Raw genomic sequence first — 22,089 nt, 5'->3', positions numbered from 1 at the left:
CATGAATAATCTTGCGGTCATTGTTATTTGTCTGGCTATCGGGCTGGTATTACAGCGTTTACGCCGCTGGCCCGAAGGTGCAGCGGCGACCTTGAATCTGTACGTTATTTATGTGGCGCTGCCGGCCCTGGTACTGGCAGAAATACCGCGATTGACGCTGGATCATCACGCTTTGTTACCCGTGGTGTTTGCCTGGCTTATCATGGCACTGTCCGCAGCGGTCACCTGGATAACGGCTCGGCTGCTCAAATGGTCGCGCGGTGTGACCGGCGTGTTGATGCTGACAATTCCCCTGGGTAATACCGGTTTTCTTGGTTTGTCCTTGATCGAAGCTTTGCTCGGCACCGAGGCCATACCTTATGCCATTCTTTACGATCAATTTGGCACTTTTCTGGCTTTGAATACCTACGGTATTTTGCTGGCGGCGTACTATTCAGGCGGTAATGTAACCGCAGATCGCCTGTTCAAGACCATCGTCAGCTTCCCTCCGTTCATTGCATTGCTGATTGCCTTTGCTACTTTATGGCTGGATTATCCCGATTGGCTGTTCAGTGCATTTGAGCGAATCTCGTCTACACTAGTACCAGTGGTTATGGTGGCGGTGGGCTTACAGTTTCGGTTGCGCCTGGATAGAGAGTATCTGGCACCGATCAGTCTGGGCCTGTTCTATATGCTGGGGCTTACCCCGCTGCTGGCGATGTTGATCCTGTGGTTATTCGGGATCACCGGCCCTGCGGCAAATGTCATTGTCTTGCAGGCCGCCATGCCAGCCATGATTTCTGCGGGTGTGCTGGCGATGTCGCATAACCTGCTGCCGCGGTTGGCCGCGAGCCTGGTTGGTTATAGTTTGTTGTTATCTTTGTTTACAGTCTGGTTGTGGCGAAACCTCCTGGTGTGAGCTTCTACAACCGCATCCTGTCTTCTTGTCATGGAACGGGGGAACGATGTTGCGAGAATCGCCAAAATCGTCTTCAAATGTGAATACTAATCTTCTCGGCAGTAACTACGATCCTTTACAGACGGATGCATATACCTTGCATCTGGCAGAGGTCAACAACACCCGGCAAGTCATTGCCAGTGATGACATCTATAACAGCCAAGGGTTGCTGCTGGTAAAAAAGGGCGCTCCCATCACGGCTATGGCGACCCGCGCTATTATTAATATCAAACTGCTTCACCCTATCGAAAAGTGCATCACCATCAACGATGAAATAGATGGTGCGCAGTTGCAAAAAGATTTTATTGCGGTGATGCACGAAGATGACATCCTGCAGTCCATCCATGACCGCTATAACCTCAACCTTTTGCTGCATGATCAATGCCTCAGTTATCAAGGCTATCCCTTGTTGCGCCAAAAAATCACCGTGTTGGCTGAACGCATGCCGGAGACTTATAGTCGCTCCTTATATTGCGCCTGGTTGGCGATGCTGATCGCCAAAGAAATGCGTTTGCCCGAACAGGATATCAATGCGGTCTTTTTGGGCGCGTTAGCTCATGACATCGGCATGCTGCATATCAATCCGGATATTCTCAACGCATCCTCCGCATTGACCGCCGAAGAATGGCGGCAGATCCAGGCGCATGTGGTTATTGGCCAAAAAATCCTGGCGAGTATGCAGGGAATGCCATCGCAAGTGAGTCTCGCTGTGCTGGAGCACCACGAGCGTTGCGATGGTACCGGGTATCCAACAGGTAAAGTGGAAAGTGAGTTGTCGTTACTGGGGCAAATCATTGCTTTGGCTGACAGCGTGATTGCGGTATATCACAATCGCTTTAAACCATATGGACGCAGTTGGCGCGATGTAATACCCGTTATCCAAATGAACAACCAGGCTTATTTTTATCGCAATTACGAAGTGCTGGTAACCATTTTGCGACGCAGCGAGTTGCCGCAACTCGGTGTTGTTGTTGGCGATGAGATGCCGGATTTTATTGAGAAATTTATTCATCAACAAAGCGATATGAAGTCGCGCTTCAAACGTTTTGAAAAATTGTTGTTGTCTTTCGGTTTTACCCATGGTGATCGAAAGCTACATGCGTTGCAGAATGTTTTCTTTCACATTGCAACGGCCATCAATGGTTCAGGTATTTTTCAGGATAACTACGCCGAGTGGCTGGAACAGGTAAAACAGCAATGTCTTACCACCGCCTACCGCGAAGTAGAAGATGCTTATTTGATGCTGGAAGAAGTCAGTTTCCATTTGCAGCGACTGAGCCGCATGATTCAGCTTTATACGGCATCGGGCAATTGTAAAGACTCGGCCATTCAGTTAGCGCTGGAGGCGGAAGTCAACGAAAAGGAGTTCCAACCTAGCGCGGCCGATGTGCAAGAACCGCACATCGACGCGAAGCATGATGATCGGGAAATCGTCATTATTGAATAATTTTTTGAGATGGTTTCTAGTTTTTGTTGTGCCAGAATGGCTGACCAATCGTCGGTGTGCTTGGGCTGGCGGTTTGGCGCTTTTGCATCAGGCCTGCATGAAAGGCTTTGCGACCGGCATCAATCGCATCGGCAAAGGCTTCGGCCATCAGTGGTGGATTGTGGGCCTTGGCAACAGCCGTGTTCAATAAAATACCATCAAAACCCATCTCCATCGCTTCAGTGGCTTGTGACGGAGCGCCCAGGCCAGCATCGATAATCATGGGAACATCGGTAATCCTTTCGCGCAACATGCGTAAGTTGTAACGATTCAATAAGCCCTGACCTGTGCCAATCGGCGCACCCCAGGGCATCAATACCTGGCAGCCCACATCAAGCAGGCGCTTGCATAGAATCAAATCATCGGTGCAATAAGGCAGGACTTTAAATCCCTTTTTTATCAGAATGTCTGCAGCTTCCACCAGGCCAAACGGGTCCGGTTGTAAATTGTAATCGTCACCGATAACTTCCAGTTTTATCCAGTCGGTATCAAATAATTCGCGGGACATGTCTGCCAGTGTGACCGCTTCCTTGACTGATTTGCAGCCGGCGGTATTGGGTAATAATTTGCAGCCGCTCTCCTGAATATATTGCCAGATGGCGTCGCCATCACGGTTCGCAGGATTCTGCCGCCGCAAGCCCAGCGTAACAATATTGCAACGTGAACTGACAATGGCGTCACGCATGATTTGTGGTGAAGCATAGAGCGCAGTACCCAACAAAAAGCGGCTGGAAAAATGTTCACCATAAAGTAGTAGATCATCGTGCATATCAGCCACCTCCCACGGGTTTAACGATATCGACTTCATCGCCTGCTTGCAGACAATATTCGTTGTAAGAGGAGCGGGGCACAAACTCGCCGTTGACGGCCACTGCAATTTTGCTGTCGGCAAAACCCCATGCGACGATGGCATCGCTGAGCAATGTATTGTCGGGAATATCAGTAAGTGTATTGTTCACGCTGAGCTGGATCATAAAATTAATGCGCTGTCAGGATGGCTTGAAAAGGTTTGTCTTGCGTATTTTGAATGCAGGCCAGTACATAACTGACCACCGCCGGCGCCAAAAGAAAACCGTGACGAAATAAACCGTTTGCGCGAATTAAACCTGGCTGATGGTCAACTCTCGGCATATTGTCCATAAAAGCCGGGCGCAGATTCACGCCCAACTCCAGAATCCTTGCTTCTGCAAAAGCGGGTGAAAGCGTGTAAAGCGCGCTGCTTAACTCCAGAGAAGATTGCAGCGTAACCGGTGAGCGATCTTCACTTTCAATTTGCGTTGCGCCAATGATAAAACGATGGCCCGGTTTAGGCACAATGTACAACTGGTAGCGCGGGTGCATTAAGCGCACCGGTCGCTGCAGGGTCACCTCGCGGGTCTCGACATGCAGCGTTTCACCGCGCACACCGCGCAGTTTATTAACCGGGCTTTTGGCTCCCATTCCGCGACAATCAATCACCAGGTCATAATGTTTTCGATCCGTTGCGGTGGTAACAGTATGCGCACTGACTGTGACCGGACAGTGCTCAATACATTCGCCGCCGCGTTCGCGAATTTCATTCAGCAAGACATCCAGCAACTGTCGGTTATCGATATGACCCTCGTCTTTCAGCAACAAACCGTCCTGAAAGTTATCGTGCAGATCCGGTTCCAGCTCACGAATTTCATCGCGCCTGATCCAGCGGTAACCTTGCTGTTTACGCAATACAAACTGTAATTCCTGCGCGAATTGCTGTAACTCGCTGAGATCCTGCGGATGCGCAACTACCAAACTGCCACGCTGTGAAAATAGGGGGGTTAAAGGTGGATGGCGCAATTCACTGAGCCACTGTGGCCACTGCTGAAGCGCGAACAAACCCATTTCATACACCGCGTATTCGGAAACGACGGCTTCGCTCAACGGCGAAATCATTCCGGCCGCCGTGAAGGCTGCCGCCGGGGAGGGCGATAATGGGCCGGCTTCATACAGGGTGACGCGCGCGCCGGTGCGCAGCAAGCGCCAGGCAAGCAAACGCCCAAGGAGGCCGGCTCCGGCTATGGCAATGGCATCGGGTTGTCTAGTGTTCACAAAGACTCGATAGCTGTGTGTGGACGACGGCAGGTTGAAAGAGAGAAGGGAATAGGGGACAAAGCAGCACCTTGTTCCCTCCGCAGGTTTCAACCTGATCAGGTTCTACGGGTTCGGCCGTACCGATCTCAGCCTCCGAATGTTCACATGAACACCAAGGCGCCCCGACAAGCGTGTTCAATATACTTGGGTGATACGCGAGCTGCAATCAACAAACCGGTTCAGGGAAGAATTTTTTCGACCCGACATTGCAATTCGCCCTCAGCCAGGCGCGCGTTGATGCTATCGCCCGGTGTAACCTGACGGCTGCTGGTAATGACCCGCTGTTGCGGATCACTGACAATGGCATAACCCCGTTGCAGGGTGCTCAGCGGGCTTACCGTTTGCAGCAGGCGCACCGCCTCGGCCAGACGTTGCTGTTGCATGCGTAAATGGCGCTGTATGTTTTTCTGCAGTGCCGCGTGATGTTGCGCAATCTGCTGGTTGAGCTGCTGGATGCGCAGCCCGGGCTGAAGCGGTTTCTGGCGCAGCATCAGGGTATTGAGCCGGGTGTGACAGCGCAGTAATTGATGATCCACCGCGCGTACCAGGCGCAGCTCCAGTCCATCGAGTCGCTGGGCTTGTTGCTGCAAGCGTTCGCCGGGGTGACGCAACCGCGTGCGTAACCACTCCAGACGCTGGGAGAGTAAATGCAGCTTCCGCTCAATGGCTTCCTGCAGGAGGATTTCATAACCTGCAAAGGTTTCCAGCCAATCTTCAGCATCGGGCACCAGTAACTCGGCGGCAGCTGACGGCGTAGGGGCACGCAGATCTGCAACAAAATCGGCAATGGTGAAATCTATTTCATGGCCCACGGCGCTCACCAAGGGCAGTTCGCTGGCAAATATCGCCCGCGCTACGGTTTCCTCGTTGAAGGGCCACAAATCTTCCAGCGAACCGCCGCCGCGTGCGAGGACGAGCACGTCAAATAACCCGGCCCGATTCGCCACCTCGATGGCCCGAACAATTTGCGGCGCTGCCTCTTTGCCCTGAACGGCCACCGGAATCACCGTGACGGGTATTGCAGGAAATCGGCGCTTGAGGACGCTCAGCACGTCGCGAATGGCCGCGCCGGTCGGGGACGTAATGACGGCGATATGCTTGGGAAGCGAAGGCAATGGTTGTTTGTGGATCTCATCGAACAGGCCTTCGGCGGCCAGCTTGGCTTTCAGAGCTTCAAAGGCGCGTTGCAAGGCGCCGAAGCCGGCCTCTTCCATATGCTCGACAATTAACTGATAGTCGCCCCGGCCTTCATACAGGCTGACCCGCGCCCTTAACAGCACCTGTTGCCCCTGGCGGGGGGCGAAGCGAACCAGCGTATTGCGGTTGCGGAACATGGCGCAACGGACCTGGGCCTGGTCGTCTTTCAGGGTGAAATACCAATGGCCAGAGGACGGTTGGGAGACGTTGGATAGTTCCCCCTCCACCCACAACAGGGGCAGGTGGGTTTCCAGTAACTGTTTCGCCCGGCGATTCAGCTGGCTGACGGAGAGCACGTCGCGATCAGTGCTGCTGGTGAAGATATCGGAAGTAAGCATGGCGGCTATTCTAGGCGATGACTGTTGGCAACGGCCACCTTTCCGACGCGTTCCCGGGATAAAAAATGACGCTATATCAGTGGTTTGACCCGGTGCTGCCACACAACATCTGGTAGTGACTGGTTTACCCTGTTCGTCTGAACAGCTATAATTTCCCGTTTATTTACTCTCTGAACAGAGGTTGGTTGGTATGTTGCGAATTGCTGAAGAAGCCCTCACGTTTGATGATGTTCTGCTGGTGCCCGGTTATTCCGACGTCACCCCGAAAGACGTGTCGCTCAAGACCCAGTTGACCCGTGGTATTCAGCTCAATATCCCATTGATCTCCGCTGCTATGGATACCGTGACTGAATCCCGTCTGGCGATTGCCATCGCCCAGGAGGGTGGTATCGGTATCATCCACAAAAGCATGAGTATAGAACAGCAAGCGCTGGAAGTGCGTGCTGTCAAGAAATTCGAAGCTGGCGTTGTTAAAGACCCTATCACTATTGATTCCAAAGCCACAATCCGCGACCTGCATGCGCTGACCCGCAAGAACAACATCTCCGGTGTGCCGGTACTGGACAACGGGGATCTGGTGGGCATCGTGACCGGGCGTGACGTGCGCTTTGAAAGCAATCTTGACGCGCCTGTTTCCAGCATCATGACGCCCAAGGCGCAACTGGTCACCGTTAAGGAAGGTGCCGGTGCAGATGAAGTTCGCAGCTTGTTGCACAAGCACCGCATCGAAAAAGTGCTGGTGGTTAATGAGAAATTTGAATTGCGCGGGCTGATTACCGTCAAGGACATCAACAAAGCCGAACGTTACCCCAATGCCTGTAAAGACCCGGAGGGACGTTTGCGCGTCGGCGCCAGCGTCGGTACCAGCCCTGATACCGATGATCGCGTAGCGGCCCTGGTTGAAGCAGGTGTGGACGTACTGGTAGTGGACACCGCGCACGGTCATTCCAAAAATGTGCTGGACCGGGTGCGTAGTATCAAGAACAAGTATCCCCATGTGCAGGTGATCGGCGGCAATATTGCCACGGGCGCGGCGGCCAAGGCCCTGGTAGAGGCGGGCGCGGATGCGGTTAAAGTGGGTATCGGCCCCGGCTCTATCTGTACAACGCGCATTGTCAGCGGTGTCGGTGTACCCCAGGTGTCTGCAATTGCCAATGTGGTAGCGGCTCTGAAAGGTACGGACGTGCCGGTTATTGCCGATGGCGGCATCCGTTATTCCGGTGATATCTCAAAAGCCATCGTGGCCGGCGCTCATGCCGTCATGATGGGTTCCATGTTTGCCGGTACTGAAGAGGCACCCGGTGAGGTGGAGCTGTTCCAGGGCCGCACTTATAAAGCCTACCGTGGCATGGGTTCATTGGGTGCCATGGCAAAAACCCAGGGCTCCAGCGACCGCTATTTTCAGGATGCGAGCCAGGGGGCAGAGAAACTGGTACCGGAAGGCATCGAAGGTCGCGTGCCTTACAAGGGTTCGCTGACCGTTATCGTGCATCAAATGATGGGTGGTCTGCGTTCTTCCATGGGGTATACCGGTTGTAAGAACATAGACGAGATGCGTACCAGACCTGAATTTGTCCGCGTAACGGCGGCGGGTATGGGCGAAAGCCACGTACACGATGTGCAGATAACCAAAGAGGCACCGAATTATCCGGTCGGTGGCCACTAAACAACAGGATGATACTCGGGCGGCTTGGCCGCCCGAGTGATTTTTACCCCAACAGAATTGTTATTGACTCCTTCAGCATTGGAACCTTCATGACCCAGGATATACACGCACAACGCATTCTTATTCTCGATTTTGGCTCACAGTACACGCAGCTCATTGCGCGCCGTGTGCGTGAAATCGGCGTTTATTCAGAAATCCGCGCCTTCGATATGAGTGAGGCAGAAATTCGTGAATTTAATCCGCGCGGCATTATCCTGGCCGGTGGGCCGGAGTCGGTTACCGCCGAAAAATCTCCCCGTGCGCCGGAACTTGTTTTCTCACTCGGCGTACCGGTATTAGGCATTTGCTACGGTATGCAAACCATGGCGGAGCAATTGGGTGGTTCGGTGGAGTCCTCCAATTTGCGTGAATTCGGCTATGCTCAGGTAAAGGTTCACGGTGACTCGGCGCTGTTTAAAGATATCAAGGACCACGTTGATCACGATGGCAGTGCCTTGCTTGATGTGTGGATGAGTCACGGGGATAAAGTCAACACATTACCTGCCGGCTTCAGCATCATGGCATCGACGCCGTCGTGTCCGATTGCCGGTATGTACTCGGCGGAGAAAAATTTCTTTGGTGTGCAGTTCCATCCGGAAGTGACGCACACCTTGCAAGGCAAACGCATCTTTGAACATTTCATCTTTAATCTGTGCGGTTGTGAAGCCTTATGGACGCCAGCCAATATTGTTGAAGATGCCATCAAGCGTGTGCGCGAACAGGTTGGTAGTGACAAGGTTCTGCTGGGCCTATCCGGTGGTGTGGATTCTTCAGTGGTTGCTGCCTTGCTGCACAAGGCCATCGGTAACCAACTCACCTGCGTTTTTGTCGACAATGGGCTGTTGCGCAAAGATGAAGGCGATCAGGTAATGGATATGTTCGCCAAGAATATGGGCGTGCGTGTGATTCGCGTCGATGCTGAAGAATTGTTCTTGAACAAGCTGCAAGGCGAGAGTGATCCGGAGAAAAAACGCAAGATTATCGGTAATACCTTTATCGAGGTGTTTGATACCGAAGCCACCAAACTGCAAGATGTAAAATGGTTGGCGCAAGGTACTATTTATCCGGACGTGATTGAATCCGCAGCAGCCAAAACCGGTAAGGCCCACGTGATTAAATCCCATCACAATGTCGGCGGGTTACCGGATGACATGGCTTTTGAACTGGTTGAGCCACTGCGCGAATTATTTAAAGACGAAGTACGTGCAATCGGCCTCGAGTTAGGGCTGCCCTACGACATGGTATATCGTCATCCATTCCCGGGGCCGGGTTTGGGTGTGCGTATCCTCGGTGAGGTGAAAAAAGAATATGCCGATATCCTGCGTGAAGCCGATGCGATTTTTCTGGAAGAATTGCGCGCAGCAGATTGGTATCACAAAACCAGCCAGGCATTTGCCGTATTCTTGCCGGTGAAATCAGTCGGTGTCGTGGGTGACGGGCGACGCTACGAATGGGTAGTCGCATTGCGCGCTGTTGAGACGGTGGACTTTATGACCGCGCGTTGGGCGCATCTGCCCTATGACTTACTGGAAAAAGTATCCAACCGTATCATCAATGAAATCTCGGGTATTTCGCGGGTGACCTACGATGTATCGAGCAAACCGCCAGCGACGATTGAGTGGGAATGATCCTGCATATGACGCGGATTGGTACTGCTAAATAATCTATCGAACCCATTGTTATCAATGGGTTCTTTTTATCTAACAAGATCAGACACTTCCTGATAAGCACTGTGGATTTATGCCTGGGCATAAGGCCGCCAATGCGCTTTTCACGGCAATTTTATCTCTTGGCATCGCCGATTGTTTTTTCCAAATTCGACTCAATTTGACAGCGATGGTAGTTGTCACAGGAGCTAGTCGTTAGTATCGATTAAGGTTATTAATAATGGCGGGATAGCGGCAAAGGCATGAGGTGAAATTAAAATGAACCAGAAAGCGCCTGACATCGAGATCAACAAACCCGAAAAGACACCATTCCAGCGACGACCCAGCGTCAACCTGATTCTGTATCTCTTGTTTTTTGCCGCCATTTGGTTCATGTGGCAATCGACCTCGCGCATGCTACAGGAGGAAATTCCGTACAGTCAGTTCCTCAAGTATGTGGAGCAAGATCAGGTCGATAAGGCGGTCGTCACTGAGAACTTGATTCGAGGTACTCTCAAACTCAAGGACGAAGAAAGCGGCAAACCCCGGGTATTCGCCACGGTTCCCTTGCCCAACAATGAGCTTGCTCAACTGATGGAAAAGCACGAGGTCGAATATACCGTGCGTTATGAAAGCCACTGGTTCAGCTCCCTGCTGAGTTGGGTACTGCCCTTCGCATTATTGTTCCTGTTCTGGAGTTGGATGGGCAAGCGTATGAGTGCCGCTGGCGGTTTTCTTAATGTTGGCAATCGGGTACGTATCCATCCGGAGAGTTTGCCCAAGATAACATTTGACGATGTGGCAGGTGCCGATGAGGCCAAGGAGGAACTTAAGGAAAGTATCGAGTTCCTGAAAGATCCAACACATATTCAGCGTCTTGGAGGCCATATGCCTAAAGGCGTGCTGTTGCTTGGCGCTCCGGGAACCGGCAAGACATTACTGGCGCGCGCGGTTTCCGGCGAAGCCGGGGTCCCGTTTTTCAATATCAGTGGTTCCGAATTCATCGAGCTGTTTGTCGGTGTGGGCGCGGCGCGAGTGCGCGATTTATTTCAGCAGGCGAGGGAGAAGGCACCCTGCATTATCTTTGTTGATGAACTCGATGCTATTGGTCGAAGCAGGGGTGGACCGACCATCATGGGTGGACATGATGAGCGGGAACAGACACTGAATCAGCTACTAACAGAAATGGACGGGTTCGATCCATCCACTGGTGTGGTTGTGATGGCGGCCACCAATCGCCCCGAAATCCTGGACAAGGCATTACTGCGTGCGGGTCGTTTTGATCGGCAGATCGTCGTAGACAAACCGGATTTGGTAGCGCGTGAAAAAATCCTGAGGTTGCACGCCAGAAAACTGATACTTGCTGATGATGTTGATTTGAACGTAGTGGCGCAACGCACGCCCGGTTTCGTGGGCGCCGATCTGGCTAACATCACTAACGAAGCCGCCATCCTGGCCGTGCGCCATAATCACGAGGCGGTAACCATGGCTGACTTTGAGGCGGCCATTGACCGTGTTATCGCAGGGCCGGAAAAAAAGCATCGTGTACTGAGTGTGGAAGAGAAGCGTCGGGTCGCCTTCCACGAAGCCGGGCATGCCTTGGTCGCCTTATCCGTACCGACGGGGGAGCCGTTGCACAAAGTTTCCATTATTCCGCGTGGTATAGAAGCACTGGGATACACCTTGCAGTTGCCGGTAACGGAAAAGTTTCTTTCTACCGAAAGTGAGTTAAAGGATCAGCTTGCCATTCTGCTCGGGGGGCGGGTGGCGGAAGAGACTGTGTTTGGCGAGGTCTCTAACGGCGCATCGAATGATCTGGAGCGTGCCAGCGAAATCGCACGCGAGATGGTTACCAGGCTGGGTATGAGCGATGAGCTGGGGCCGCTTGCCTATGGGCGACGTCAGAGATTGCTTTATCTCGGCGGCGAGTATACGGAAGAGAAGAATTACAGTGAAGATACGGCCCGACAGATAGATGCCGCAGTAAGGGCATTGGTTGAGGAAGGGCACCGACGGGCACGGTCAGTTCTAAAACAGCAACGTAAAGCACTCGATCTCCTGGCCGCGCGTTTGCAGGAAGTTGAAGTCATGAATGGTGCGGAAGTACGATCTTTAGTGAGGGAACTATAAAGTGAGATTTATATGTCCCGTAAACCTTGCCGTCCGTTGGCTGGCTGCTTTTCAGGTGCGCAGGTACCGGAAACCGTGAATAACCTTAATGAGAGAGTAAGTTTCTGGAGCAGGCCGGTCGACGAGATAATGGCGACCCTGGAGAGCAATTACCAAGGGCTTGATTCAAAAACGGCAGCGGTCCGCTTCCAACACTATGGCCGTAACACGATTTTAGCGGGCCATCGCTTTCAAACGCTGCAGTTATTTCTGGATAAATTTCGTAGCCCGTTAGTCCTGATTCTGATTTTTGCTGCCTTGGTGGCACTTGTCATGCGCGATTGGCTGAATGCCTCAATTGTCCTGGGCATCGTGTTTGCTACTGCAGTGCTCAGCTTTTTTCAGGAATTTCGTGCGACCAATGCAGTTGAAAAGCTTCGTCAACGGGTATCTATCAAGACGATCGTTATACGAGACGGCCAGAGTTGCACGATCCCTTCAGAGGAGGTAGTGCCCGGTGACGTCGTCCAGCTATCTGCAGGTAGTCTGGTTCCTGGTGACGGTGTATTGATTGCGGCGAAAGATTTTTTTGTAACTCAAGCGCAGCTGACAGGAGAAATTTATCCTGTAGAGAAACAGCCGGGTGTTATTGCAGAGGAGTCGAGCTTAGCTGAGCGAAGCAATTGTGTCTTCATGGGAACATCGGTACGTAGCGGCACCGCTTTGATATTGATAGTACACACGGGCTCGCGTACTCAGTTGGGCCAAATTGCCGACTCACTTGAATTACGCCCTCCTGAGACGGAATTTGAACGTGGTTTGAATCACTTTGGCGCAATGCTTGTGCGTATCATGGTCGTCATTATATTTGCTATCCTCGCGATTAATTTTTTTCTGCATCGCCCGATCATCGAGACAATTTTATTTGCCATGGCTCTGGCTGTGGGGATGTCACCCGAATTACTGCCCGCCATTCTAACTATCACCTTGGCGAGTGGGGCGAGAACCATGGCAAAGCACGGCGTCATCGTTAAACGCCTGAATGCTATCGAGAACCTGGGCAGTATGGATGTGTGTTGTACCGATAAGACCGGCACCTTAACCCAAGGCGTAGTACGACTGGATAAAGCGGTGAATATTGCAGGTGAAACGAGTGACCTGGTGTTGCGTTTCGCTTACCTCAATGCCTGTTTCGAAACTGGCCTGATAAATCCCTTGGACCAGGCCATTATCGTGGCTGGCAAACAGTGTGGTATCCATACACAGGCTTATCAAAAACGTGATGAAATTCCCTATGATTTTGTGCGCAAGCGTCTCAGTATTGTCGTCACCCAACCGGATGAAACCACTGCGCAACTGATCACCAAAGGCGCTCTGGAGAACGTCCCGTCGATATGTGATTGCGTACAAACGAACACGGGTATCTTGCCGCTTACTGATGAGCAACATCGGAATATCCAACAGCGCTATGTGGCGTGGAGTATGGAAGGTTATCGCGTCCTTGGCGTGGCTCACAAAAAACTCGAATTAGCGCCTCTGTATACAAGCAGCGATGAGCAGCGCATGGTATTTACCGGCTTTCTTTTGTTTTTCGATCCTCCCGAACAAGGGGTGCGTAAAACTTTGGATGAGCTGGCCCGGCTTGGAATACAACTTAAAATAATAACGGGCGATAATCGATATGTTGCCCGTAATGTTGCGGAGGCGGTGGGTATCCAGGCCACAGGCATTATCACCGGCACGGATCTGAATAACATGCAGGATGAGGCGCTGTGGCATCAGGCACCTCACGTCAACGTGTTTGCTGAGGTAGATCCTGGGCAGAAAGAACGCATAATTCATGCACTCCAGAAGGCCGGTCATGTTGTAGGCTACCTTGGGGATGGTATCAATGATGCGCCTGCGCTGCACGCGGCTGACGTTGGTATTTCAGTGGATCAGGCGGTGGATGTGGCCAAGGACGCAGCGGATTTTGTGTTGTTGGAGCATAATCTGGACGTATTGTGTAAGGGAGTTGATGAGGGCCGCCATACTTTTGCAAATACATTAAAGTATATTTTTATTACGACCAGTGCCAATTTTGGCAACATGGTCAGTATGGCACTGGCTTCACTATTCCTGCCTTTTTTGCCGCTATTGGCCAATCAGATCCTGCTTAATAATTTTTTGTCGGATATCCCGGCGATGGGAATTGCAGGGGATCATGTTGATCGAGATTGGGAGCGGACGCCGCATCGCTGGAATATTCAACTGATCCGCAATTTCATGATTACGTTTGGTCTGGTTAGTGTCATATTCGATCTCATCACCTTTGGGGTGTTGTTGTATCTGGCGGGGGAGGTTGCCGAGCTATTCCGAACCGGCTGGTTTATAGAGTCGTTGATGACGGAACTGTTAGTCATGCTGGTTATTCGAACCTACCAGCCATTCTATAAAAGTAGGCCTGGACGTTTCCTGTTATGGAGTTCCGTTATAGTGGTGGTACTGACATTGCTTCTGCCTTATTTGCCTTTCGGTGTTGCCTTCGGTTTCGTGCCTTTACCCGGAACCATGTTGCTCGCTATTATTGTTATCACGTTGCTGTATGTTATGGTATCCGAATTCACCAAGCATATTTTCTTCCATCGTTTCAGCAACCTTTCAGCACCAGGCGCAATACATGCATAACCTGACAGGAAACTGGATGGGCTCACCTGGGCTTGTCCATTGTTGAGTTGTGCGAGGCATTACGACAGCGCTGGCTGACCAATTGTATTTACATTATTTCTATGGCTTACTAAGAGTTGAATGTGAATGTTTTTAAGATACTTGTGTCTGAAAATTCGTGAGAATGTCGCTGCTTCATTCATATTTTTGTTGCTTGATGAATTTCTCAATGTATATCTTCCGTGAGGCTACGCGGTGCGTTATGACTATATGTTCTGTCAAGCAACTGATTCGTTTGGTGTTATTTTCAGTGTTGTTCTTCCCCGTGGTGGCGTTTGCACAAGGCGAAGAAGAAAATAATTCAGGGCCCGGCACGACCTTGGCGGCGGTGGAAGAAAGTGCTTCTGCATCCTCTGCATCGTCACAGCCCTTACCCAAGGCAGAGAGTATCAACCTCGGCGAAGTGATTCCCGAATTGCAGCCGCCCAAAGTGGTGGCTGCTTCATCAGAGGAATCGTCAGCATCATCCTCCTCTGAGTTAACCGCATCGTCCTCTGCTCGGGCTTCTTCCTTACCCGCTGCGCCAGCTCCGGCTACCTCGGTTTCGTCCTCGTCTGTTGCCAGCGCGTCCCGGGAACAAACAGTTACTGTGTCATCCGTTGCGGATGAAATTACGTCTGCGGATGGTGAGCCGGCCTCCTCGGCGGATACACCTCAAGCAAATCCGGAGGAGAATGTCACCGAGGAAGAGCCGGTTATTCTGTCCAAATTTATTCTGGGTGTAGAGGTTCCGCCGAACACTTCCTCGCGCCTGGTCTGGATGCCGGAAGAGCAACTCAGTGGCTTTGCGGAGCAGACGCCGGTACTTATTGTGAATGGTGCAAATCCTGGCAAGACATTGTGCCTGACAGCGGCCGTGCACGGTGATGAACTCAACGGTATCGAAATGATCCGGCGCGTGATGTACAACCTGGAGCCGGACAAATTAACTGGTACTGTGATTGGTATTCCGGTGGTTAACCTGATGGGTTTCCGTCGCAATTCCCGCTACCTGCCGGACCGCCGCGACCTGAATCGATATTTCCCCGGTAACACCAAAGGCAGCTCCGCGTCGCGCATTGCCCATTCATTTTTTTCCCAGGTTATCCGTCATTGCGATGCGCTGGTTGATATCCACACTGGCTCATTTCATCGCACCAATCTGACACAGCTGCGCGCAGATCTATCCGATGAAAAAGTGGCTGCCCTGGCGCAAAATTTTGGCACTATCGCTGTGTTAAATAGTCGCGGCAACTACGGGTCTTTGCGCGCTGCAGCGGTAAGATTTGGCGTTCCTTCCGTGACAATGGAAGCCGGTGAGCCGATGCGGATGCAGAGTGAAGTGGTGTCAGAAGGTGTGAAGGCCATCCAGGTGATGATGACCAAAACCGGTATGTATGGTAAAGCGAGCAAGTGGTACAAACCGGCGCCGGTTTATTATAAATCTACCTGGGTGCGTGCGAATCAGAGCGGCATTCTTTTCAGCCAGGCGCCTTTAGGAAAACGTGTGATGCCAGGGGAGGTGCTGGGAACGGTTACTGACCCGATTACCAATGCACGTAGCGAAATCGTTTCACCCTATCGCGGACGAATTCTCGGCATGGCGCTGGATCAGGTGGTGTTGCCCGGTTTTGCGGCTTATCATATTGGTATTCAAACACCGGAAGCCATTCTGATTGAAGAAGGGCAAATGGAAGATGAAGATGGCGATGATGCCGGGATAGAACCGGTTGCGGAAGATTTGCAGGGCAGTGAAACGACAAAACCGCAAGACAGTCTTGAAGATGAATAAAACAGTCACTGCATCTTCAAAATAGTTTTCCATTCCTGTGGGGTGACGGGTTGAATCGAGAGTCGCCCCTGTCTTAGCAATACCATATCGGCCAGTAACGGATGTTGCTTGATCTCCGCCAGTAAAATAGTGCGCGAAAATTTTTCCTGCAGGTTGATGTCGACAGAAAACCAGCGCGGGGCGTCGTGGCTGGATTTAGGGTCGTAATAATCACTTTCCGGATCAAATTGCGTTGGGTCAGGGTAAGCTGTTTTAACCACACGTGCCGTGCCCACAATACCAATCTGTTTGCAGTGACTGTGGTAAAGCAAGACTTCATCATCCAGGGCAACCTGGTCGCGCAAAAAATTGCGCGCCTGGTAATTGCGAATGCCATCCCAGCGACCGGTTTGTTTTTTTTCTGCCGCCAGGTGATCAATCCCGTAAATGTCCGGTTCCGCTTTAAACAGCCAGTAGTGCTTCATCTATGCCTCCGTTGAAGGCGGCAGGTCATTCCATACGCTCAAACGCTCGGCAATCGCGTCGCTGACCAGCGTCAAACCAATACGACGTTTTTCAATATCAACATCGGCGACCATGACTGATACCGGCTGGTCGAGACGAAAAGTTTTATCGCCGGCAGTCAGGCAAAAGCGGCGCGCATCCAGTGATGTTTTTATATTGTTATCTTTGTCCGCCAAGGTGACAAATCCTTCCACGCCCAAGTCTTCCAGCCGCACACCGACACCCACGGAATTAACCTGCGTAATAGTCCCGCTATGGACACTGCCGATATGTTGAATCATAAATTGGCAAATCAGCCACAATTCAATCTGTCGGCAGGCCTGCCGGCCTTTGGTTAATTGTTCCTGTAACTGCTCCGTGAGTTTTTTATCAACGGGAAAAGCCGGTTCATTATTCAGGATGCGCTTGATCGCAAAATGGTTAAACAGGTCGTTGTAACGACGGATAGGCGATGTCACGGTGGCATAGGCTGGGAAGCCCAGGCCGAAATGGCCAACAGAGTCAAAAGATAAGGCCCCTGCTTGTAACAAGCGCTGCAATATCGCCAGCAAAGGGGCATTTTTTTCCGAGTGTTTAGGATTGAGTCGCAGCTCCTTGAACAATCGCTGGAAATTTTCCAGGCGAGTCAAATCGCCAGGCTCGAAGTCCGGCCTGTCTTCATTGATCAGTCCCAGGGCATCTTCCAGGCGTTCTGGACGAAAGCCGACATGGCTGGAAAATATGCCGTAACCGGGATGTTGCGTAAATAATTCGCCGGCACAAATATTCGTGGCCAACATTGCTTCTTCGACAACGCGATGCGCAATATTGCGATCTCTTTTTTCTACCCGTTCAATTTTCTTTTGTTCGTTAAGGATATAAAAATAGTCCGCCCGCTCTTCCATGACCAAGGCGTTTTCTGCGCGATAGTTAATGCGTGCCAGAGCAAACTGATGCAATTCCCGCAGCATCTGTTGTGTCTCTGCAGATAAATCTGTAGAAGGCTCATTGGTATCGACAGGCGCGAGTAATTCGTAAACGCTTTGATAACTGAGTTTATTCTGCGAACGGATAACGGCTTCGATAAATTCGTAGCCGGTAATGACGCCTTGGCGATTGACCTGCATACGACACACCAGTGCGGGCCGCTCTTTTTCCGGCACCAACGAATAGGTGTCATGGGAAAGTTCTATCGGCAACATGGTGATCGTTTGACCGAGGAGATACACGGTGCTGGCACGTTCGCGTGCGGCTTTTTCCAAAGGACTTCCGAAGGTGATATGACGCGTGGGATCAGCGATCGCTGTGTAGACTGTCCAACCGTCATCTTCTGCCTGGATATATACCGCGTCATCCATATCCCGCGTCGTTTCCGAATCAATCGTGACAAAGGGCAGGTGGGTGAGATCCTCTTGCTGCGGTTCTCGTGTCGGTGGTGCCCAATTGATTGACGCGGCCTGGCTTTGCGCCTCGTTAGTCCATTCTTCGGGTAACTGATATTTAGCCACAATATAACGGCTTTCTATGCCGGCTTCTTCAGTTCGCCCGATACGCCGAATAACACGCACCTGTGCTTTGCCATCATTGTTAAAGGGATGCCGGATAATCTCGCACAGGATCAAGTCACCTTCCGTACATTTATTGCGCTCCTGAGGAGGAATAAATAACCAGCGATTAAATTGCGGCAGATCCGGCTCAACAAAGTGGCCATTGCCCTTACAAACGTAACGGCCGACAAATTCCTGCAATGAACTGCTGAGCAATTTTTCCAACCGTGCATCCAGCTGGTTTTTATCGTTGGTTTTAAGCTCCACCTCTACCCGGTCATCCGGTAGGACTCGCTGCATTTGTTCGGGATCCAGAAATGCTTCCCGACCGTCATCCAGTTTGACAAAGCCGAACCGTTTTGGTGTGGAACGCACGACACCTTGATAAACCTGGCGGTGCGCGCGAATGGTATTTTTGAGCTGGGAAAGCTGTTGCAGGGCGTCTTTATTGAGCATGAATCGAGTACTGATGAAGAGAAAGAAGCGGTGATGATAACAGGATTTAACGCGATTGCCATGGAATGCGGCAGTCAATGCCGAGCCCTTAAGCGTGTGATCATCCACTGCTATTTCGGATGCATGTTTTTTGCTCAGCACATCGGCGAACCTGCCTATCGCTTTGTTTGTCACACCCTTATATTTGGCATACTAATGACGACATGAATAATGTGGATTCCAACGCAGTGGAAGGAGAAAGACGATGTTATCCCTCGCAAACCCCGCTTTATTACAACATCAGCTTTTTATCAATGGACGCTGGTGTGACGCGGACAATGGACGAACCCTTGTGGTTACAAATCCCGCTGACGGTAGCCCCCTGCGGGAAGTAGCCAGTGCCGGGGTTGCGGAAACCCGCCGGGCAATTGACGCTGCGGCCGCAGCATTTCCGCAATGGCAAGCCAAAACCGGACACGAACGCAGCCAGTTGATGCGACGCTGGTTCAATCTGGTCATGGAAAATCAGGAAGACCTGGCTTTACTACTGACGTCAGAACAGGGCAAGCCTCTTGCAGAAGCGCGGGGCGAAATTGCTTACGGCGCGAGTTATATTGAATGGTTTGCGGAAGAGGCAAAACGCCTTAACGGGAACGTCATCACATCGCCGTCGATAGAAAAACGCATGCTTGCCATCAAACAAGCAGTGGGTGTGGTTGCGGCTATTACGCCATGGAATTTTCCCAATGCCATGCTTGCGCGAAAGTTAGCGCCGGCGCTGGCGGCGGGTTGCACGGTGGTGGCCAAACCGGCATCACAAACGCCCTTGTCAGCGCTGGCATTGGCGGCCCTCGCGAGTGAGGCAGGCATACCGGCGGGTGTGATCAACGTTCTGGTCAGTGATGATGCCAAAACCATCGGTCACGAATTAAGTACCCATGACAAGGTTCGCAAAATCACCTTCACCGGCTCTACACAAGTTGGTCGCACCTTGATGTCACAGGCGGCGTCCACCATCAAAAAAGTCACCATGGAACTCGGTGGCAACGCACCTTTTATTGTATTTGATGATGCTGATCTTGATGAGGCGGTCAAAGGGGCTATAGCGTCCAAATTTCGCAATGCCGGCCAAACCTGCGTCTGTGCCAATCGCTTTTATGTGCACGCGAATGTGTACGATGCCTTTACAAAAAAATTAATGGACGCGGTAAAGCAATTGAAGTTGGGCAATGGGATAGACGAAGGTGTTGAGTTAGGCCCGTTGATTTCCGCAGAGGCCGTAACAAAAGTGGAAGAATTGCTCGCGGATGCGATTGAGCGCGGAGCGAAAGTGGTGCAGGGCGGTTCACGTTTATCGGCCACGTCTCAATTTTTTCTTCCAACAATATTGACCGATGTCGCTCCGGATTCCCGTCTTTGTCGCGAAGAAATTTTTGGTCCCGTTGCGCCTTTGATCGCATTTCAAACAGAAAAAGAAGCCATTAGTTTAGCCAACAACACCGAGTTTGGTCTGGCGGCCTATTTTTATACCCGGGATCCTGCGCGGATCTGGCGGGTAGCAGAGCAACTGGAAACGGGTATGGTGGGTATCAACGAAGGCATGATTTCCAGTGCGGTTGCTCCTTTCGGTGGGGTGAAGCAATCCGGTATGGGTCGCGAAGGCTCTCATTATGGTATTGAGGATTACCTCAATATTAAATATCTCTGCCAGGGCGTGTGAGCGAATGAACGTCCATTCAGTCATTAATTCAATACAAAAAATCCTTAATTAAAAACAAACATGATTAAGAATCGTGCCTTTATTGTGAAAAATTTGCAACTACAAGATTTCTCTCCTTTTTTGGAATAATTTTTTATGCACTTTTAACCGCTTCGTATGGGTTGTACTACACTCTAATAGTTAATGGCGCTTAAATATTTGTACGTTTGTTGAGAAACCGACAAAAAAATTATTCTGAAAGGTGATTTAGATGACAAGCTGGTATCAGAACATCAGTTTCCGCTGGAAGCTGGGTATTCCCTTGATGTTGCTCGTTCTGCTATTCCTGTACATGGGCATCTTCTCCGTCAGATCCAGTAATACACTGGCCAGCAACGCGGAGACACTAGCCAAAATTAATCTCCCCGAGATCCAGTTGCTGATGCAGGCGGATCGGGATTTATACCAGGCGCTTACGGCAGAGCGGGCTTTGTTTGTCGGTCGTCTCTCCGCGCAGGAACGACAGGCGTTGATTGCGGAGCATTCTGAAAATATCCAACAAACCCATGATCGTATTCTGGAGTCCTTTGCATTATCCAACACCTCGACAGAACAGGAAAAACGCGAGTTTTTACAATATTTGCAGGGCTGGAAAGCTATCACTGACAGTATTGTCAGCCGCGCTGATACCGACGATCCAGTTGTGCGGGAGGAGCAACTTGAGCGCTCCTTTGGCGAAGGTTTTGAGGCTTACTCCACACTGCGCAATTTTATTGATGTTGTAGGCGAGCGCCGGTTACAACATGTCGACAATTTCACCGTGGATATTGATGAAGAGCGGGATTTTATCGCCTCCAAATTACTGCTGCTGGTGGTTATCGGCACGCTGGTGGCATTAGCGGCGGCCTGGTTTTTACCGCTGGTTGTCACCAAGCCATTGCGAATGATCAGTGATCGCATCCAGAATATTGCCGAAGGCGATGGCGACCTGACGATCCGCATCAATATTGATCGCGAAGATGAGCTGGGTGAACTGGCTGGTCATGTCAATCGATTCATGGAAAAACTGCAACGCCTGATCACCGATATACGGCTCAACACCGACAATGTGTCCAGTTCCGCCGAAACCCTGCTGGAAGTCTCCAGCAGCAGCCAAAAAGCGGCAGATGAACAATGTCATGCGATCACCATGGTCGTGGCTGCAGTAAACGAGCTGACTGTTGCGATCCAGGAAGTTGCGCGCAACACGGGTAACACTGCACAAAATGCCAAGAGCGCCAACCAGATTACCGATCAGGGGCAGGAGCGTATCCATGTTGCTGTTGAACGGGTGCAGGGGCTTTCAAGTCGTATCAGTCAAACCGCTGATATCATGGTGCGTCTGGAGAGCGAAGCAAAAAATGTTACCTCTGTCATCGACGTGATTCGCGGCATTGCGGAGCAAACCAATTTGCTTGCACTGAACGCCGCCATCGAAGCAGCCCGCGCCGGTGAACAGGGCCGGGGATTTGCCGTCGTTGCAGACGAAGTGCGTACGCTGGCGAGTCGCACGCAAAAGTCGACCGAAGATATTCAGGGCATGCTGAGTCAATTGCAAAGTGGTGTGCAGCGTGCGGTAGAAGCGATGAATGCCAGCACAGCCATGACCAATGAGGCGGTGGGGTCTGCCAGTGAAGCCGGTGAATCACTGGCCGGCATCGGTTCTGCAGTGCAGAATATTACCAATATGGCGATCCAGATCGCGACCGCAGCAGAAGAGCAAAGCACGGTAACGGCAGAGATCGATAAGAATCTGGTGGAGATCAATCAACTTGCCATGACCACCTCGGAAGACGCCACCAAAACTGCCAATGCCAGTCAGCGGCTGAATCAATTGTCTTCCAGTTTGCGGCAGTTGTTGGGCAACTTCCGTGTGTAACGA

The 22,089-nt window shown here is 51.4% G+C and carries 15 protein-coding genes and 1 riboswitch; of the genes, 9 read left to right on the top strand and 6 right to left on the bottom strand.

What is annotated here, in order from left to right:
* Window position 1: 1 nt before the first annotated feature.
* A complete protein-coding gene (locus ACSV5M_RS06655) occupies window positions 2–898 on the top strand; it encodes an AEC family transporter (protein WP_439174864.1) in 897 nt (298 codons plus the stop codon).
* 79 nt (window positions 899–977) lie between these two features.
* On the top strand, window positions 978–2,384 hold the full coding sequence (locus ACSV5M_RS06650) for an HD-GYP domain-containing protein (RefSeq protein WP_439174863.1): 1,407 nt from the start codon (window positions 978–980) through the stop codon (window positions 2,382–2,384).
* Between the two features lie 16 nt (window positions 2,385–2,400).
* On the opposite strand, the gene ACSV5M_RS06645 is transcribed toward ACSV5M_RS06650, so the two are convergent.
* The 4 genes from ACSV5M_RS06645 to xseA form a co-directional block, all read right to left on the bottom strand.
* The gene (locus tag ACSV5M_RS06645) at window positions 2,401–3,192 is read right to left on the bottom strand and encodes a thiazole synthase (protein WP_439174862.1); all 792 of its coding nucleotides are present in this window, start codon (window positions 3,190–3,192) and stop codon (window positions 2,401–2,403) included.
* 1 nt (window position 3,193) lies between these two features.
* Entirely contained in the window at window positions 3,194–3,397 is a 204-nt protein-coding gene (gene thiS / locus ACSV5M_RS06640; protein ID WP_439174861.1) for a sulfur carrier protein ThiS, read from the bottom strand.
* A 4-nt stretch (window positions 3,398–3,401) separates the two neighbouring features.
* Window positions 3,402–4,490: a glycine oxidase ThiO gene (thiO, locus tag ACSV5M_RS06635; protein ID WP_439174858.1), complete on the bottom strand. Its 1,089-nt coding sequence runs from the start codon at window positions 4,488–4,490 to the stop codon at window positions 3,402–3,404.
* Window positions 4,491–4,548: 58 nt separating this feature from the next.
* Window positions 4,549–4,667: riboswitch (TPP riboswitch) on the bottom strand.
* Window positions 4,668–4,711: 44 nt separating this feature from the next.
* Entirely contained in the window at window positions 4,712–6,067 is a 1,356-nt protein-coding gene (gene xseA, locus ACSV5M_RS06630) for an exodeoxyribonuclease VII large subunit (protein WP_439174857.1), read from the bottom strand.
* 190 nt (window positions 6,068–6,257) lie between these two features.
* Between xseA and guaB the strand changes: the two genes are divergently transcribed.
* From guaB to ACSV5M_RS06605, 5 genes are all read left to right on the top strand, one after another.
* Complete coding sequence (guaB, locus tag ACSV5M_RS06625) at window positions 6,258–7,733, top strand: IMP dehydrogenase (protein WP_439174856.1); 1,476 nt, start codon at window positions 6,258–6,260, stop codon at window positions 7,731–7,733.
* Window positions 7,734–7,822: 89 nt separating this feature from the next.
* Window positions 7,823–9,400, top strand: coding sequence for a glutamine-hydrolyzing GMP synthase (gene guaA / locus ACSV5M_RS06620; protein ID WP_439174852.1), 1,578 nt, complete (start codon window positions 7,823–7,825; stop codon window positions 9,398–9,400).
* A gap of 297 nt (window positions 9,401–9,697) precedes the next feature.
* Entirely contained in the window at window positions 9,698–11,548 is a 1,851-nt protein-coding gene (gene ftsH / locus ACSV5M_RS06615) for an ATP-dependent zinc metalloprotease FtsH (protein WP_439174851.1), read from the top strand.
* Between the two features lie 12 nt (window positions 11,549–11,560).
* Window positions 11,561–14,194, top strand: coding sequence for a magnesium-translocating P-type ATPase (gene mgtA / locus ACSV5M_RS06610; RefSeq protein ID WP_439174849.1), 2,634 nt, complete (start codon window positions 11,561–11,563; stop codon window positions 14,192–14,194).
* Window positions 14,195–14,435: 241 nt separating this feature from the next.
* A complete protein-coding gene (locus tag ACSV5M_RS06605; RefSeq protein WP_439174846.1) occupies window positions 14,436–16,004 on the top strand; it encodes a succinylglutamate desuccinylase/aspartoacylase family protein in 1,569 nt (522 codons plus the stop codon).
* 5 nt (window positions 16,005–16,009) lie between these two features.
* Here the strand turns inward: ACSV5M_RS06605 and ACSV5M_RS06600 are convergent, their stop codons facing one another.
* Together ACSV5M_RS06600 and ACSV5M_RS06595 are read right to left on the bottom strand one after the other, a co-directional pair.
* Complete coding sequence (locus ACSV5M_RS06600) at window positions 16,010–16,468, bottom strand: EVE domain-containing protein (RefSeq protein ID WP_439174845.1); 459 nt, start codon at window positions 16,466–16,468, stop codon at window positions 16,010–16,012.
* Complete coding sequence (locus ACSV5M_RS06595) at window positions 16,469–18,631, bottom strand: VacB/RNase II family 3'-5' exoribonuclease (protein ID WP_439174844.1); 2,163 nt, start codon at window positions 18,629–18,631, stop codon at window positions 16,469–16,471.
* Window positions 18,632–18,734: 103 nt separating this feature from the next.
* On the opposite strand from ACSV5M_RS06595, the gene ACSV5M_RS06590 reads away from it, so the two are divergent.
* Both ACSV5M_RS06590 and ACSV5M_RS06585 read left to right on the top strand, forming a co-directional pair.
* Entirely contained in the window at window positions 18,735–20,189 is a 1,455-nt protein-coding gene (locus ACSV5M_RS06590) for an NAD-dependent succinate-semialdehyde dehydrogenase (protein WP_439174842.1), read from the top strand.
* A gap of 250 nt (window positions 20,190–20,439) precedes the next feature.
* Entirely contained in the window at window positions 20,440–22,086 is a 1,647-nt protein-coding gene (locus ACSV5M_RS06585) for a methyl-accepting chemotaxis protein (RefSeq protein ID WP_439174841.1), read from the top strand.
* Window positions 22,087–22,089 lie beyond the last annotated feature (3 nt).

This window comes from Cellvibrio sp. ARAG 10.3, from assembly GCF_051846955.1.
Taxonomy (GTDB): domain Bacteria; phylum Pseudomonadota; class Gammaproteobacteria; order Pseudomonadales; family Cellvibrionaceae; genus Cellvibrio.
Note: the sequence above shows the minus strand (reverse complement) of the source record. Positions and strands in the feature narration are given on the sequence as shown.